The sequence below is a fragment of the Arthrobacter sp. NPDC056886 genome, from assembly GCF_042788715.1.
Taxonomy (GTDB): domain Bacteria; phylum Actinomycetota; class Actinomycetes; order Actinomycetales; family Micrococcaceae; genus Arthrobacter.
On record NZ_JBHUBT010000001.1, the window covers coordinates 503,587 to 519,012 of the forward strand.

At 67.3% G+C, this 15,426-nt stretch carries 13 protein-coding genes; 6 read left to right on the forward strand and 7 right to left on the reverse strand.

The features are described 5' to 3' along the window. Nucleotides 1–279: 279 nt before the first annotated feature. Nucleotides 280–537: a hypothetical protein gene (locus ACFRJ8_RS02430; RefSeq protein WP_377984542.1), complete on the forward strand. Its 258-nt coding sequence runs from the start codon at nt 280–282 to the stop codon at nt 535–537. Between the two features lie 13 nt (nt 538–550). On the opposite strand, the gene ACFRJ8_RS02435 is transcribed toward ACFRJ8_RS02430, so the two are convergent. After that, nucleotides 551–3,100: an ATP-dependent DNA ligase gene (locus ACFRJ8_RS02435; RefSeq protein WP_377984686.1), complete on the reverse strand. Its 2,550-nt coding sequence runs from the start codon at nt 3,098–3,100 to the stop codon at nt 551–553. A 109-nt stretch (nt 3,101–3,209) separates the two neighbouring features. On the opposite strand from ACFRJ8_RS02435, the gene ACFRJ8_RS02440 reads away from it, so the two are divergent. After that, nucleotides 3,210–4,235: a Ku protein gene (locus ACFRJ8_RS02440; RefSeq protein ID WP_377984543.1), complete on the forward strand. Its 1,026-nt coding sequence runs from the start codon at nt 3,210–3,212 to the stop codon at nt 4,233–4,235. A 35-nt stretch (nt 4,236–4,270) separates the two neighbouring features. Here the strand turns inward: ACFRJ8_RS02440 and ACFRJ8_RS02445 are convergent, their stop codons facing one another. The 6 genes from ACFRJ8_RS02445 to ACFRJ8_RS02470 all read right to left on the reverse strand — a co-directional run bounded on the left by ACFRJ8_RS02445 (nt 4,271) and on the right by ACFRJ8_RS02470 (nt 9,920). Next, nucleotides 4,271–4,558, reverse strand: a complete 288-nt coding sequence (locus tag ACFRJ8_RS02445; protein ID WP_377984544.1) for a Rho termination factor N-terminal domain-containing protein — start codon at nt 4,556–4,558, stop codon at nt 4,271–4,273. A gap of 261 nt (nt 4,559–4,819) precedes the next feature. Then, nucleotides 4,820–5,101 (reverse strand): HPr family phosphocarrier protein, encoded by a 282-nt coding sequence (locus tag ACFRJ8_RS02450; protein WP_377984545.1) that lies wholly within the window; start codon nt 5,099–5,101, stop codon nt 4,820–4,822. A 69-nt stretch (nt 5,102–5,170) separates the two neighbouring features. Beyond that, complete coding sequence (locus ACFRJ8_RS02455; RefSeq protein WP_377984546.1) at nt 5,171–7,249, reverse strand: fructose-specific PTS transporter subunit EIIC; 2,079 nt, start codon at nt 7,247–7,249, stop codon at nt 5,171–5,173. 2 nt (nt 7,250–7,251) lie between these two features. Further along, complete coding sequence (locus ACFRJ8_RS02460; RefSeq protein WP_377984547.1) at nt 7,252–8,238, reverse strand: 1-phosphofructokinase family hexose kinase; 987 nt, start codon at nt 8,236–8,238, stop codon at nt 7,252–7,254. Continuing rightward, a complete protein-coding gene (locus tag ACFRJ8_RS02465) occupies nt 8,235–9,053 on the reverse strand; it encodes a DeoR/GlpR family DNA-binding transcription regulator (protein WP_377984548.1) in 819 nt (272 codons plus the stop codon). The genes ACFRJ8_RS02460 and ACFRJ8_RS02465 overlap by 4 nt, the downstream gene beginning before the upstream one ends. 603 nt (nt 9,054–9,656) lie before the next feature. After that, nucleotides 9,657–9,920, reverse strand: coding sequence for a DUF6458 family protein (locus ACFRJ8_RS02470; protein WP_377984549.1), 264 nt, complete (start codon nt 9,918–9,920; stop codon nt 9,657–9,659). A gap of 310 nt (nt 9,921–10,230) precedes the next feature. Between ACFRJ8_RS02470 and ACFRJ8_RS02475 the strand changes: the two genes are divergently transcribed. The 4 genes from ACFRJ8_RS02475 to ACFRJ8_RS02490 all read left to right on the forward strand — a co-directional run bounded on the left by ACFRJ8_RS02475 (nt 10,231) and on the right by ACFRJ8_RS02490 (nt 15,421). Next, nucleotides 10,231–10,848, forward strand: coding sequence for an alpha/beta hydrolase (locus ACFRJ8_RS02475; RefSeq protein ID WP_377984550.1), 618 nt, complete (start codon nt 10,231–10,233; stop codon nt 10,846–10,848). A gap of 231 nt (nt 10,849–11,079) precedes the next feature. Next, complete coding sequence (locus ACFRJ8_RS02480; RefSeq protein ID WP_377984551.1) at nt 11,080–12,102, forward strand: LacI family DNA-binding transcriptional regulator; 1,023 nt, start codon at nt 11,080–11,082, stop codon at nt 12,100–12,102. Nucleotides 12,103–12,249: 147 nt separating this feature from the next. Next, nucleotides 12,250–12,993: an HAD family hydrolase gene (locus ACFRJ8_RS02485; RefSeq protein WP_377984552.1), complete on the forward strand. Its 744-nt coding sequence runs from the start codon at nt 12,250–12,252 to the stop codon at nt 12,991–12,993. A gap of 97 nt (nt 12,994–13,090) precedes the next feature. Continuing rightward, nucleotides 13,091–15,421, forward strand: a complete 2,331-nt coding sequence (locus ACFRJ8_RS02490) for a glycoside hydrolase family 65 protein (protein WP_377984553.1) — start codon at nt 13,091–13,093, stop codon at nt 15,419–15,421. Nucleotides 15,422–15,426: the final 5 nt, after the last annotated feature.

Here is a 15,426-nt window from a genome sequence, read left to right on the forward strand (position 1 = left end):
CGAGTTCCGTACCGTATGATCCCGCATTTCGGGCGGTATTTGGGGTCGATCCGCGAATTTCTTTTGCCCGGTTTCACCGCCCGGTTACTGGGAACCGGCGAGCCCGGCGGCGCCGCGGCCAAAATTTTCCCCACCGGCCCGCGCGAACGCAGGTTACTGGGCGGGAACCGGGCCAAAAGGAGAGGCCCGCCACAGCCACTACAGACATCTCATCGGTGCGGTTCTACGATTGATGGACACTTCATTTCACAGCGGTTATTACAGCGGAAAGGAAGATCAATGGCGGATCATCAATTCGGAGAAGAAATCGAACCGGAGGTCGCGAGCCATCTGGCGCAGTCCATGGCTGAAACCCCCGGACCGGAGACCCTGCACCATGCGCCCCCCTCGGCGGCGACCGGCCAGCAATGGCCGGACGGCAGCGGCAAGCAGCGTCACCCCAAGGACCGCGATACCGCCCGCGGACGGCAAGGCCAGCAGGTGGCCGCCGGAGCCATGCACCGGCAGAGCCGTCCGCAGATGCCCCACCACGACTAGCCCCGGCGGCATACTAGGGGCCGGCGGCAGGGTCGACCACGACGTCGGCTGGCGTCTTATCCAGGCGCCAGCCGCGCCACACCGGGTGCCGGAGCTTCCCGCTGCCGGTCCATTCCCCGAAAGTGACCTCGCCGACCAGTTTTGCACTCACCCAGTTGGCGTCTGCGGCGTCAGCGTGCGGCACGTCCCGGAACGGGGAGGTCTTCCGTGGCAGGGCGTCGAGTTGTTGCCTGAGTTCCTTGAGTTCACGGGTGCTGAAGCCGCTGCCCACCCGGCCGACATAACGTAGCTTCGCGCCGTCCGGAATCCCCAGCAGCAGCGAGCCCACGGATTCTCCGCGCCCGCCCTTTCCGGGCCGCCAGCCGCCCACCACCACTTCCTGGGTCCGTTCAACCTTGAGCTTGAGCCAGGACCGGCTGCGCTGGCCGACATAGCGCCCGTCCTTGCGCTTGGCCATGACACCCTCCAGCCCCAGCTCGGCGACGCTCTCGAGGATGTGCTCGGCGTCGCCGTCGATCACGCCGGAGAGTTCAGCCGGGGCGGCGGAGGGGCGGAAGAACCGCTCCAGCCGGCTGCGCCGCTCACTCAGCGGCAGCCGGCGCAGGTCCTGGCCGGCGTCGAAGAGCAGATCGAACAGCATCAGCCGCACGGGCGTCGATGCCTGCGCTTTTCTGACGTCCGCGGCCTTGGTGAGTTTCATGCGGCTCTGCAGCAGGCCGAAGTCGGGCCGGCCGGAGCGCCCGACGGCGATGATCTCGCCGTCGGCGACAAAGCCCTGTTCCGGCCAGTGGGACCGGTCCGTGAGTTCGGGGTAGCTCAGGGACATGTCGATGCCGTTGCGGCTGATGAGCCGGATCTTGGTGGCATCGCCGATGACCAGGGCCCGCACCCCGTCCCACTTGAGCTCGATCTGCCAGTCCAGGTCCGGAAGATCCGCCAAGGTCCCGGACGTAGCCAGCATCGGGCTGAACGCGGAGGCGTCGGGCGCCGATTCGGGGCCTCTGCCGGTTTCCGCTCCGCCGTCGGCCTGGCTCGCGCTTTCGCTTTCGACTTGGCCGCCGCCGCGGTCGTCGTCCCCGTCGTCCTCGTCGGCGTCGTCCGCTGTGCCGGACGGGCGCCGCGCGCCAGGGTGGTCTTTCGAACCGGCAGGGTCCATCAGATGGATGAGCCATTGGTCGTTGGCCTGGCCGGTGTGGATCAGAGCGAACCTGCGGGTCCCGCCAAGGCCGCCGCCCTCTGCCCCGGTCAGGGTGGCAATGACTTCTTTGCCGGCGATCCACTTTTCGCATTCGTAGGATCCGCGGTCCCAGATGCTGACGGTTCCCGCCCCGTACTGGCCTTGGGGAATGTCTCCCTCGAAGTCCGCGTAGTCCATCGGATGGTCTTCGGTCTGGACCGCGAGGTGGTTTTTCGCCTTGCTGGTCGGGACGCCCTTCGGCAATGCCCAGGACACGAGCACGCCGTCGCGTTCGAGCCGGAAGTCGTAGTGCAGCCGCCTGGCGTGGTGCTCCTGGATGACGAACTTCTCCTGCCGTGTCCCGCCGTCCTCGTCGGCGTGGTGCCGTTCGGCGGTGAAGGGCTCTGGGGTGCCTGCCCTGTCCCGTTTGGTCCGGTACTTGTCCAGCCGCGGGTCCGTGTCGCCGCCGTCGCCGGCCTGCTCGGGCGACATTTCAGCCCGCCCGCTGGGACTGTTGCCTGCCGCGTGGGTTGTCGTGTGGGCTGCCCCGGTTCCGGCGCCCTGCCGGCTGCCGGAGACCGGAGCGAACGGATCCTTGCCTTCTGCGACGCGCTTCATCACCTCCTGGAAGTCCAAGTGGTGCAGTGAAGGGGCGCTGAGTTCGCGCCACGTGCGCGGTGCGGCCACTGTGGGCCGGAGCCGGCCGCGCAGCGAGTACGGCACGATGGTGGTCTTGGCGGCGTTGTTCTGGCTCCAGTCCACCAGCACTTTGCCGGTGCGCAGGGTCTTTTTCATGTCGCTGACGGCCAGATCCGGGTGGTCTGCTTCGAGCGAGCGGGCCAGTTCGCGGGCGAAATCGGAAATCTGGTCCGAGCTCTGGGCCCCGTCCAAGGGCGCGTAGAGGTGGATGCCCTTGCTGCCGCTCGTCACGGGCACGGGGTCCAGGCCCACGTCCTGCAGGATGGTGCGGGCCAGCCTGGCCACCTCCACGCACTCCGCCAGTCCCGCGCCCTCGCCGGGGTCCAGGTCCAGCACCAGCCGGTCGGGCGGCAGCGCATTGCCGTGGGAGTCCACCCGCCACTGCGGCACGTGGATCTCCAGGGCTGCGATCTGGGCCAGCCAGGTGAGCGTGGCGGGATCATTGACCAGGGGATATTGGATGGTCCGGTCCTTGTGCGTGATGGCGGCGCGGGGCACCCAGCCGGGCGTTGAATGGTCCAGGTTCTTCTGGAAAAACATTTCCCCGGGGGCGTCGGCGGTCCCGACGCCGTGGACCCAGCGCTTCCGCGTGGCCGGCCGGTTGCGGGCGGCGGGGATCAGCACCGGCGCGACGGCGGCGTAGTAGGCCAGGACGTCGGCCTTGGTGGTTCCCGTCTCCGGGTACATGATTTTTTCCAGGTTGGTGAGCACCAGTTCGCGTCCGTCCACCCGGACGCGTTCTTTACCGTTGGGCAAAACCCTTCACCTCCGCGCAACTGTGAGGTTCACTTGATCCATGAGAGCCATCTGGAAAGGCGCAATAGCGTTCGGGCTGGTCAACGTGCCGGTCAAGGTCTACAGCGCCACTGAGGACCACGACATCAGCCTCCACCAAGTCCACAACGCCGACGGCGGCAGGATCCGCTACCAGCGCCGTTGCGAGGTCTGCAGCAAGATCATCGACTACGAGGACATCGACAAGGCATATGAGGACGATGGCCGCACCGTGGTCCTGACCCGCGACGAGCTGAAGTCCATCCCGGCGGAAAACAGCCACGAAATCGAAGTGGTCCAGTTCGTTCCGGTCGATCAGCTCGATCCCATGATGTTTGAAAAGAGCTACTACCTTGAACCCGACTCGAAGTCGCCCAAGGCCTATGTGCTGCTGCGGCGCGCCCTGGAGGACACGGACCGTGTGGCAATTGTGCAGTTCGCGCTCCGGGACAAGACCCGGCTTGGCGCGCTGAGGATCCGCGACGAGGTCCTGCTGTTGCAGTCGCTGTTGTGGGCCGACGAAGTCCGCGAGGCCAGCTTTCCCGCACTGGAGACCTCCATCCGGATCTCCGCGCAGGAACGCGAAATGTCCGCCGCCCTGGTTGATTCGATGGCCTCCGATTTTGAGCCCGACCAGTTCACGGACGAATACCAGGAGCAGCTGCGCCAGCTGATCGAGGCGAAGCTGGACAAGGGGGAGTCGCTGGACACGGAGGAGACCTTCGGTGTCCCGGCCGAGGCGGGCGACGGCGAAGTCATCGACCTGATGGAAGCCCTCAAGCGCAGCATCGAGAAAAAGCGCGGCGGCGGGGGAGAGGCCGCGGAGACTCCGGCCGAGGCCTCCGGATCTGCGGCCAAGGCTGCCCCGAAGGCGGCCGCCAAGACGACGGCGGCCAAGTCCACCGCCAGCAAGACGACGGCGTCCAAGTCCACCGCCAGCAAGACGGCGTCCACCAAGACTGCGGCGGCTTCCAAGACTGGGGCCGCCAAGACCGCGGCCGCTCCCAAGGCGCCGGCCGCGAAGACGGCGGCCCGGAAGGGTGCCTGAGCCCGGCTGTCGCCCGGCGCCGTCGCCCACCCTGATCAGGAGTTCCGCAGGGCGGAAATGAGCTCGCTCTTCTTCTTGGCCGAGTAGCCCTTGAGGCCGATCGCCTTTGCGCGTTCCTTCAGCTGCGGCACCGTCCAGTCCTCGTAGTCACCGGCCTTGCCGCCCTTGCGGCCGACCGAGGACCGGCCCCGCTTGGCGGCGGCGTTGGAGATTCTGGCGGCTTTTTGCTTGGAGGCGCCGTCCTCTACCAGCTTCTCGTAGAGCTCGGGGTCCTTGATGCTGGGGCTTTCTGAGCCGCGGGGCTCGCCCTTCTTCGTTGGCATGGCTGCGAGATCATCTCCTTCGGCCGGGAACGATTTGGGCGGCGGCGCGCGGTCAGTGCCGCCGGGGATTCCAAACTAGCGGCACCGCCGGGCGGTGACAAGCATTTACTAAGTTCACTGACAAAAAGCCTCGTTTTCCGCACATCCTGCCCGTTACTACGAAGGTCACTCCGGCAACGCAAAGGCCCGGCCGGCCCCTTAATCGGGGCCGGCCGGGCCAACTGAAACTGCCGGTGTTCCGGCGCGGGCCGGAAGGTGAGGCTATTCGGCGTCGTGATCCGTCTCAAGGATCTGCACGAGACGGTCCAGTGCCGCGTCGGCGCCTGCACCCTCGGCACGCAACACCACAACCTCGCCGTGGGAGGCGCCCAGGCTCATCAGCGACAGGATGCTGGCGGCGTCCATGGCCTCGTCCTCCGGCTCGCCCAGGCGGGCGATCGTGATCTCGAGGTTGTCGAACTCGCCTGCAGCCTCGGCGAAGATGGCTGCCGGACGGGCATGCAGCCCAACGCGGCTGGCAATGGTGGCGTTACGTTCGGTCATTTCTGCTCCTTGAAGTCAGCTTGTGTGTTTATCAGCTGTGGGTATCTGCTTGGAAAATCGTGCACTGGTTCAGGCGGCTACGGGAACCGTTTCCACCGTACCAACCGGCTTCTTGACTGCCCAGCGCTTGAGCGCAATCACTGCCAAGGCACTTACGACCGTACCGGCCGCGATGGCGACGACGAACATCAGGAAGGGATCGATCGCGAAGAAGACGAAGATTCCGCCGTGCGGGGCCTTCGACCCCACGCCCGCCGCCATCGAGATGGCGCCGGTTACGGCGCCGCCGAGCATGCTGGCGGGGATGACGCGCAGCGGGTCGGCGGCGGCGAAGGGGATGGCGCCTTCGGTGATGAAGGACGCTCCCAGCAGCCATGCGGCCTTGCCGTTTTCCTGTTCCGCCAGGCTGAAGAGCTTCTTGTTCAGCACGGTGGCAGCCAGTGCCATGGCCAGCGGCGGGACCATGCCGGCGGCCATGACGGCTGCCATGATCTGCCACGGTGCCTGGTTGGTGATGGAGGCGGCACTCAGGCCGGCGACGGCGAAGGAGTAGGCCACCTTATTGACCGGACCGCCGAGGTCGAAGCACATCATCAGGCCCAGGATGATGCCAAGTGCGACGGCGCTGGCACCGGTAAGGCCGGACAGGAATTCGTTGAGCCCGACGGTGACCCGGGCGATGTAGGCGCCCAGGAACACGAACAGCAGGCCGGAAGCCACGAGCGACGCCACGAGCGGGATAACGACCACCGGCATCAGGCCGCGCAGCCAGCGGGCCACGTTGAGCTTGCCGATGGAATGTGCCACGTAGCCGGCGATCAGGCCGCCCACGATGCCACCGAGGAAGCCTGCACCCATAAAGACGGCGGTGGCGCCGGCAACGAAGCCCGGGGCGATGCCCGGCCGGTCAGCGATGGCGTAGGCGATGTAGCCGGCCAGTGCGGGTACCAGGAAGCCCAGGGACAGGGCGCCAATCTTGAACAGCACGGCACCCAGGTAAGCCCCCAGCGGGCCCCACGCCAGTTCCGGGTACGCGGTAGGCAGGTTGAAGAGGCTGTTTTCCGCCAGGATCTTGTCCGCGACGGCGGTGATGTCGTAGCCGCCCAACAGGAAGCCGAGGGCGATCAGCAGACCGCCGCCCGCCACGAACGGGATCATGTAGCTGACACCGGTCAGGAGCGCCTTCTTCAGCTTCGTGCCGATGTGTTCACTCTTTTCCTCGGCCGCGAGCTCGGCCTGTTCCTCGGCGCCGAAGTGCGGCACGCGGTGGGCACGCGGGTTGTCCGCGGCGGCGAGTGCTTCCGCCACCATCTTGTCCGGTTCGTCGATGCCGCGCTTGACCGGCGCATTGATGACCGGCATGCCGGCGAAGCGCTCCTTGCCGCGCACATCGACGTCCACGGCGAAGATCACGGCATCGGCGGCGGCGATCACGGCGGGGTCAAGTGCCTTGGCGCCGGAGGATCCCTGGGTTTCCACCTGCAGGTCCACGCCGACCTCCTTGGCCGCGGCAACGAGCGAGTCGGCGGCCATGTAGGTGTGGGCGATGCCGGTGGGGCAGGCCGTAACGGCGACGAGGCGCTTGGGCCCCTTGGCCTTCGCTGCGCCGGAACCTTCGCCGGCGGCACCCGCCGCTGCTGAGGCGGCGGCCGCGGAAGCGGCGCCGGTCGCTTCGGCCGGGGTGTGGGCGGCCGGCTTGTCCGCCAGGGCGCCGTCGACGAGCTCGACGATCTCTGCCTGGGAGGTAGCGGCGCGCAGGCTGGCCGTGAAGTCCTTCTTGATCAGCGACCGCGCCAGCTTCGAAAGCAGCTTCAAGTGGTCCTGGTCCGCGCCCTCAGGAGCGGCGATGAAGAAGATGATGTCCGCGGGCCCGTCCTTGGCCCCGAAGTCCACCGGCTGGGACAGCCGCGCCATCGCCAGGGTGGGCTCGGTGACCGCCGTCGAGCGGCAGTGCGGGATGGCGATGCCGCCCGGGACACCCGTGGCAGTCTTGGATTCCCGGGCAAAGGCGTCAGCAAAAAGGCCTTCGGCCTCGGTGGCGCGTCCGGTGTCGGCAACTCTGCCTGCCAGATGCCGGATCACGTCCTCGGGCGAGTTGCCCAGATTCTGGTCGAGCTCGACCAGTTCGGTAGTAATGAGCTGTGTCACTGTCAATCCTTCCGGAGGGCCGTGATGGTTACGGCATCAGGGGTGGTTTGGTTGACTGCCGGGACAGTGGAGCCAGGCAGGGAAGCGGCGGCGGCACCATGGGCCACCGCCTGACGTAGGCAATCGACCGGGGCGGCGCCCTGGCTGGATGCGAGCAGGTATCCGGCCAGCGAGGAATCGCCGGCGCCGACAGTGCTGACCGCGGTGACCGGCGGATGCGTGGCCAGCCACGCGCCGTCGGCCGTCACTAGAACGGCACCCTTGGAGCCGAGGGTGGCCAGTACGGAACCCACTCCGGAGCGCACGACGGCGGAGGCGGCCGCTGCTGCAGCCTCCGGGTCCGCTTCGAGTTCCTCGGCGGACTTGTTCGTGGCGAAACCGGCTGCGGCAGCCAGTTCCACCAGTTCCTCGGCGTTGGGTTTCAAGAGGTCCGGCTTTCCCGAGGTGTCGCCGGAGACCGCTGCGGCGAGAGGTTCGCCGGACGAGTCGACGGCGACCCGGGGTGCGGCCTCGCCGTCGAACAGGGAGCGCAGCCGCCGGGTGACGGTCGCGTAGAAGTCGGCCGGAACCCCTGGTGGGAGCGAGCCGGCCAGGACCACCCAGGCGGCGCCGCGGGCGTGGTCCAGCAGCAGGCTTATCAGGGCCTCCTGCTGATCCGCGCTCAGGACCGGTCCGGGTTCATTGATCTTGGTGGTGACGCCGCCGGGCTCGGTGAGGGCCACGTTGCTGCGCAGCGGCTCGCCAATCGGGAGGGCCGCGAAGGGAACGTCGGTCTCCCGCAGGCCGGCGAGGACGGGGTCGGCCTCCGCGCCGGGAAGGACGGCGATTGTCTTGAGCCCCGAGGCGACGAGGGCACGGGAGACGTTGACGCCCTTGCCCCCCGATTCCTGGCGGACGGAGATGGCCCGCTGGACCTCCCCGCGGAGGAGGGGGCCAGGCAGCGCCACCGTGCGGTCCAGGCTGGGGTTGGCGGTAAGGGTGACAATCACGCGACCACCACCTCCACTCCGGCTTCCGCAAGGGCGTCCGCGAGTTCCCGGCTGGGTTGGGTGTCTGTGATCACGGTGTCCAGATCTTTCAACGAGGCGAACTGGACCAGCGTCTCTGCATCCAGCTTGGAGGAATCAGCCAGCACCACAATGCGGCGCGCTGATTGGACGAAGGCAGCCTTGACCGCGGCTTCTTCAGGATCGGGTGTGCTCAGCCCGAAGGCTGCATGGATGCCGTTGGTGCCGATGAAGGCGATGTCCGGGCGGATCCGGCGGGCGGCCTCCACCGTGGACTGGCCGACGGCGGCCTGCGTCAGGCCGCGGACTTTGCCGCCGAGCAGGTGGAGGGCGATGCCGGGTTCGCCGGACAGCCTGGACGCGATGGGAAGTGAGTGCGTGATGACCACGAGTTCGGCGTCGGACCCGGGGCCGGGCAAGTTGCCGGCCGCGGCGGCTCCGGCGGCCCGGGCGGACAGGAGCTCGGCGAGGGCTTCCGTGGTGGAACCGGCGTCGATCAGGATGCTGCCGGTGAGGCCCGGGGGCATGAGGGCCAGGGCGGCCTCGGCGATCCGGGTCTTCTCGGGCTGGCGCTGGACGGTCCGCTCGAGAACGCTTTCCTCTGTGGTGCTGAAGCGGTCCGGGGAAACAGCGCCGCCGTGTACCCGGCGGACGCTGCCATTGGCTTCCAGCGCGGCGAGGTCCCGGCGGACGGTTTCGGTGGTGATGCTGAAGCGCTCGGCCAGGTCCGTGACGCTGGCCCGGCCGCTGGCGTAGATGAGCCCCACGATCAGCTGCTGGCGTTCTTCGGCGAACACTTACCCTCCATTGCGTACTGCGTCTGTCTTGGCTGCTGTTCTTGCCGGGCCTTTGAACTGCCGAACCCGATCTCGCCGCTCCGGTGACTCCCGTCACATGAAGTGGAATTGTTTGACTTTATCTTCGTTCATGTGGGTTTGTCAATGAAAAACCACATGAACACAGAAAATGGGTCGGCGCCGGGGGACATGCCCATCGGCCGGGGTGGCTGCGGGCCGGGTGCCCGGGGGACATGTCCAGTGGCCGGGCTGGCGAATGGGCGGGTTGGGGTTATGTCCATGGTTGGCGCCGGGGGCTGGACATGTGCTCCGCGTGCGGGGGCCTGCGGGCCGGGTGCCCGGGGGACATGTCCAGTGGTCCGGCCGGGGGATGGGCATGTGCTCCGCGCGGGGGCCTGCGGACCGGGTGCCCGGGGGACATGTCCAGTGGTCCGGCCGGGGGATGGGCAGGTTGGGGTTATGTCCATGGTCCGCTCCGGGGGCTGGGCATGTGCTCCGCGGGGTGGCTGCGGGGTTAAGTGGCAGAAGCCGGGCCTGACCTCAAGGCCCGGCCCGGCTTCCGGGTCGTTGGATTCCACGCTGCGAAGGGGGCGCGGGCGGAACTTAGAGGCTCGCGTCGCGGCTCTCATTGCGGGTGATGGTCTCGCCGGTGTTGGGGTCCACAACCGTGCGGCTTTCGCTGACCCGGCGCGAGCGGCCGCGTCCGGGGGAGGCGAGGACCAGAGAGGCTATGAGTCCAATAACGCCGACCGCCATCAGGATGTAGCCGATCATGGCTTGGTTCACGTTGGGGATCAGCCCCGGGGCTACGGCCCAGGCAAGGATGGCGCCGATGGCAATGAGGAAGATTGCGGAACCGATTCTCATGACGTGCTCCTTGGTGTCCCGGGGGACGGATTGGTGATGCTAAGCATGCTGTCCAGCGTCACGCTACAACCCCGCCCCTGCTGTTTCAATGAAATCGAGCTCGGTCCGGCCGGGATATTTCCGCACCGGTTCCGGGCATCCGGCGTGTTCTCGAACATCCGGCCCGGTTTCCCCCGAACGCGCCGCGGGCCCTGGACGGCAGAAGTCCGCTTCCGCCGAGGAATCGAAGGCCCGTCCAGAGTGCAGTGCCACGGATGCTGGGCTGGGGATGTTGAGCCGAGGACGCGGACGCTCTGGATAGGCTGAGCCCATGGAGACTGTCGTCTGGTCACGACCCGAACACGAACGCGCCGGCACGCCGCTGCTGGTGATGCTGCACGGCTACGGCACGGACGAGTCCCGGATGTCCAAGCTGTTCAGTTCCCTGCCGCCGGAGTTCACTTGCGCCGCCCTGCGCGGGCCCAAGGACATCGGCGACCATCACGGCTGGTTCCTGTTGGACTATTTCCTGACCCACGACTTTGCCGACGTCATCGCCTCCACGAACGCTGTCTTCGCCTGGATCGAGTCCGTCAAGTCCCGGCACAGCAGCGTCAGCCTGTTCGGATTTTCGCAGGGGATGGCCATGGCCAGCACGCTTCTGCGGCTCCGGCCGGACCAGTTCCGCGCGGTGGTCGGGCTTTCGGGCTTTGTTCTGGACAACGAACTCCTGGCCATGAGCGAATCCTTCACCTCCCGGCCGCCATTCTTTTGGGGCAGGGACAGGGCCGATGTCGTAATTAACGACGCCGCCGCCGAACACACCGAGGAGTGGCTGCACCGGAACACCCAGCTCACTGCCCGGACCTACCCCGGCATGGGGCATTCGATTTCGAAGGCCGAACTCGTGGACGTCAGCGCCTTCCTGCGGCACTACGTCCTGCGCTGACCAGACGCAGAGCGGCTACTGCCCGGCCATTGCCCGGTCACCGACGGGTCACTCACCGGGCGCCGTCCAGCCGCGGACCCAAACTCGGACCCGAACACTGGCCCGACATGGGACCATCCACTTGCATGCCAAATTTGTAAGCGCTTACAATCGACCTCGGCCATGAACACCGGGCCCACTACTTCGGGGGGAGAAAGGGCTGAGCCCGTGCCGCAGGCTAAGACCCCGCGCGTGAGAATCCAGGACGTCGCCGCGCTCTCTGGGCTCTCCATCTGCACTGTCTCCCGTGCACTCAGGCAGCTTCCCAATGTCTCCGCACAAGCTAAGGCAAGGGTCGGCGACGCGGCGGCCCAGCTGGGCTACAGGGCCTCATCAGCAGCATCCAGGCTGGCCGGCGGCAGCACCGGTTCCGTGGCCATCATCGCCCCGACTGCTACAGCATGGTTTTTTGCCCGCGCGGTGGAAACGGCCGAGGAAGTTTTCGCAGACAGCGGCTATGACACTGTCCTGATCAGCCTCCGGAACCGGCCCAGCGTGCAGCAGAAGCTCTTCGGCGACCTCGCGGGCCTGGCCCAGCGCGTGGACGGCGTGCTGCTGCTCAACATTGCCCTTAGTAAGGCCGAAATGGCCGCGCTCGCCGGGTCGGGCCTCGCCGTGGCCAGCGTCGGAATGCACGCCGTGCCGTGGGACAACGTGGGCATCGACAACGCGGAGGCCGCCCGCGCCGCCACGAACCACCTGCTGGAACTAGGCCACCGGGACATCGCGATCCTCGCCGGCAGCGAAACCGGTGCGCCGTCCCTCGTGACCGCCAGCGAGCGGCGGCGGGGCTTCGAAGAGGCCCTAACCGCCTACGGCCTCGAGGTCGATCCGGACCTCGTGATCGACGCCGGCTCGAGCATCGAAGGCGGCCGGCTGGCCATGGCAGGGCTGGTGAAAAGCCGCAAAATGCCGTCCGCGATCTTCGCCGGTTGCGACGAAACAGCCTTCGGCGCGCTCATGGCACTACGGGAGCTCGGTTTGTCAGCGCCGGAAAACGTGTCCATCATAGGAATAGACGATCATCAGATGAGTTGGTTCCTGGGCCTGAGCACTATGGCCCAGCCTGTGGCCGACCAAGGCGCTTTCGCGGCCAACCTGCTGATTGAAAGACTTCATCGCTCGGGACTTCCCAATCCGCCGCTTGCCAGTCCGCCGTCGGACCATCTGCTGGACACCAAATTGGTAGAGCGCACCAGCACGCGCCGCCGCTGATCCGGGCGGCGACCCCACCGGAACGTCCCCAAACAGAGCAGCAAGGCAGAGCCGCCGTCGCGCCGGAACTGCCCTGAACTGACTGCCTTAAACCGTCGCTTTGATCAAACCGTCTTGCTTGCCCGTTGTCTGAAAGGACCCTGACTCATGACTGCAGTTCCCGACACCTCCGGCCTCGCCGGTGCCCTCTCCGGCGCATCGGCCATCCTTTTTGACCTCGACGGCGTCCTGACGCCCACCGCGGTGGTGCACGAGCAGGCCTGGAAGCAGCTTTTCGACGGATTCCTGGCCTCGGTCCCTGATGCGGCGCCGTACCGTGAGAGCGACTACTTCGACCACATCGACGGCAAGCCGCGCTTCGACGGCGTCCGGGACTTTCTGGCCTCCCGAGGCATTGTGCTGCCCGAGGGCCCGGCGGACGACGAGCCCGCCCATGACACCGTCCATGGGCTGGGCAACCGCAAGAACAAGGTCTTCAATGACATCGTCGAGGCCGGCGGGGTCCAGCCCTACGAGGGCTCCGTCCGGCTGGTCGACGCCGCCCTGGCCCGCGGACTCAAGCTCGCCGTCGTTTCCTCCTCCCGCAACGCCCCGGCCGTGCTCAAGGCTGCCGGGCTCTCCGATTACTTCCCCGTGGTGGTCGATGGTGTGGTCGCCGTCGCCGAGGGTCTGCCCGGCAAGCCCAGCCCGGCCACCTACGAATACGCCGCCCGGCTCCTGGATCTGGCGAGCCAGGACTGCGTTGTGGTGGAGGACGCCGTCTCCGGCGTCCAGGCCGGCAGTGCGGGAGACTTCCGCTCCGTGATCGGCGTCGACCGCGGCGCCGGCCGGCAGACCCTGCTCGATGCCGGGGCCACGGTAGTGGTCAACGACCTCGCCGAACTGCTCTAGCCCTGCGCCGGCTTCCGCCGCCTAAAGCTCCGCCCCTCCGGGTGCCAGCTCCCACCGCCTAGCTCACTGCCCACTCCCGCCGAAAGAACCCCTAACCATGGCCCTCATCACCTCGGACCGCGCCCGGTTCCCCAACGATCCCTGGCAGTTGGTCGAGACCGTCCACCTCCCCGGCAACGCCGGCACCTTGGAGACCCTGTTCAGCCTCGGCAACGGGCACCTGGGCATTCGCGGCGCGCACTGGGGCGCCGCTGACGCCGAACTTCCCGGCAGCTTCATCAACGGCTTCCACGAGACGTGGGACATCAAGCACGCGGAAAACGCCTACGGCTTTGCACGCACCGGGCAGCGGATCCTCTACGTCCCGGACGCCAACAACTTCACCGTCATCATCGACGGCGAGCCGTTGAGCCTGGACGAGTCCACAGTGCTGGACTACCGCCGCTCGGTGGATTTCGCCACCGGTATTTACGAGTGCCGGATCACCTGGCAGTGCCGCTCCGGCGCGACCGTGACCACCACCGAACGCCGCGCCGTCGGCTACGATTCCCGCGGCGCGCTGGGCATCAGCCTCGAAGTGGCGGCCGACCGGGATATCTCCGCGGACGTCACGTCCTCGGTCATCAACCGCCAGGACCAGCCGGTGGAGGACCATTCCGCCCATGACCCGCGCCGTGCCGGCCGCCACGCCGGACGCGTGCTGCTTCCGTTGCGCCTCGAAGGCGGCGACGGCTCCCTGCGCCTCGCGTGGGAAGCTGCGGAATCCGAGCAGCGACTCGGAATGGCCGTGGACCACTGGACCTCGGCCGGGGTCCAGCCCTTCGACACCCTGGTGGATCAGGACGACAGCAGCGTCCGCTACGTGCTCGCCGTCAGCGCGGACGCACCGTTTGTGCTGGAGAAGACCGTCAGCTACGCCGTGGGCCAGGCCTCGGGGGACTTGGCGGACGACGCCGAAGCGGCCTTGTTGCCGGTCAGCGAGATCTTCGCCCAGAGCGAGAACTACTACCGCGGCTACTGGAGCACCAGCGACATCGTGGTGGCGGGCCAGACCGAGCTCCAGCAGGGCGTCCGGTGGAACCTCTTCCAGCTCGCGCAGGCCACTGCCTGCGCCGATGTGGCCGGCATCCCGGCCAAGGGCGTGTCCGGCTCCGGCTACGACGGGCACTACTTCTGGGACCAGGAAGTGTACTTGCTGCCCTACCTGACATACACGAGCCCGGGCAACGCCCGGCAGGTCCTGGAATTCCGCCACAACCTCCTGCCCGAGGCGAAGATCCGCGCCAAGGAGCTCAGCGTGGACGGCGCCCTCTTCCCCTGGCGCACCATCAACGGACTCGAGGCCAGCGCCTACTACGCGGCCGGCACCGCGCAATTCCACATCGCCGCCGCGATCGCCTTCGCGACCAACCGGTACATCTGGGCCAGCGGAGACACCGAGTTCCAGGCCACCCTGGGCTCCGAGCTGCTGATCGAGACCGCCCGGATGTGGGTCTCGCTGGGCTTCTTCGGCAAGGACGGGCTCTTCCACATCCACGGCGTCACCGGCCCCGACGAGTACACCGCCGTCGTCAACGACAACCTGTACACAAACGTCATGGCGCGCTTCAACCTGCGCACCGCCGCGGCGCTGGACCACCCGGAGATCGACGACGCCGAACGCGAGCTCTGGGAGCAGGCCGCCAACCGCATGCAGCTGCCCTACGACGAAGACCTCCAGGTCCACTCCCAGGACAACGACTTCATGGCCCTGGAGCCGTGGGACTGGACCACACCCCGGTCCAAGTACCCGCTGCTGCTGCACTTCCACCCGCTGGTGATCTACCGGCACCAGGTCCTGAAGCAGGCCGACACCGTGCTGGCCATGTTCCTGCAGTGGCAGGACTTCACCGCCGAGGAAAAGCGCCGCGCGTTCGACTTCTACGATCCCATCACCACGGGCGACTCCACGCTGTCCGCCTGCGTCCAGGGCATCATGGCGGCCGAGGTCGGCTACGGCGAGGCTGCGCTGGACCACTTCACCCACGCCCTGTTCATCGACCTCGACGACACCCACGGCAACACGATCGACGGCGTCCACATCGCCTCTACCGGCGGGGTGTGGAGCTCGCTGGTCAGCGGCTTTGCCGGTCTGCGGGACCAGGGCGCGGTGCCCTACTTCGATCCGCGGCTGCCTGCCGACTGGGACGGACTCGAGTTCCACCTGAAGATTCAGGGCAGGCTCCTGCACGTCGTGCTGGATCAGGATTCGATCAGCCTGACGGTCCGTGAAGGCGCCCCGCTGGAAATCGACGTGCGCGGGGAACTGCTGACCGTCGACGGCGGCCCGGTCCGGGTCCCGCTGGCGCCTGTCACGGCCCCCGAGCCGACCATCTTCCCCAGCGGCCTTCCGACGTCGTCGATCCCGGTGGTGCGCGCAGCAGTCTGAGGCCC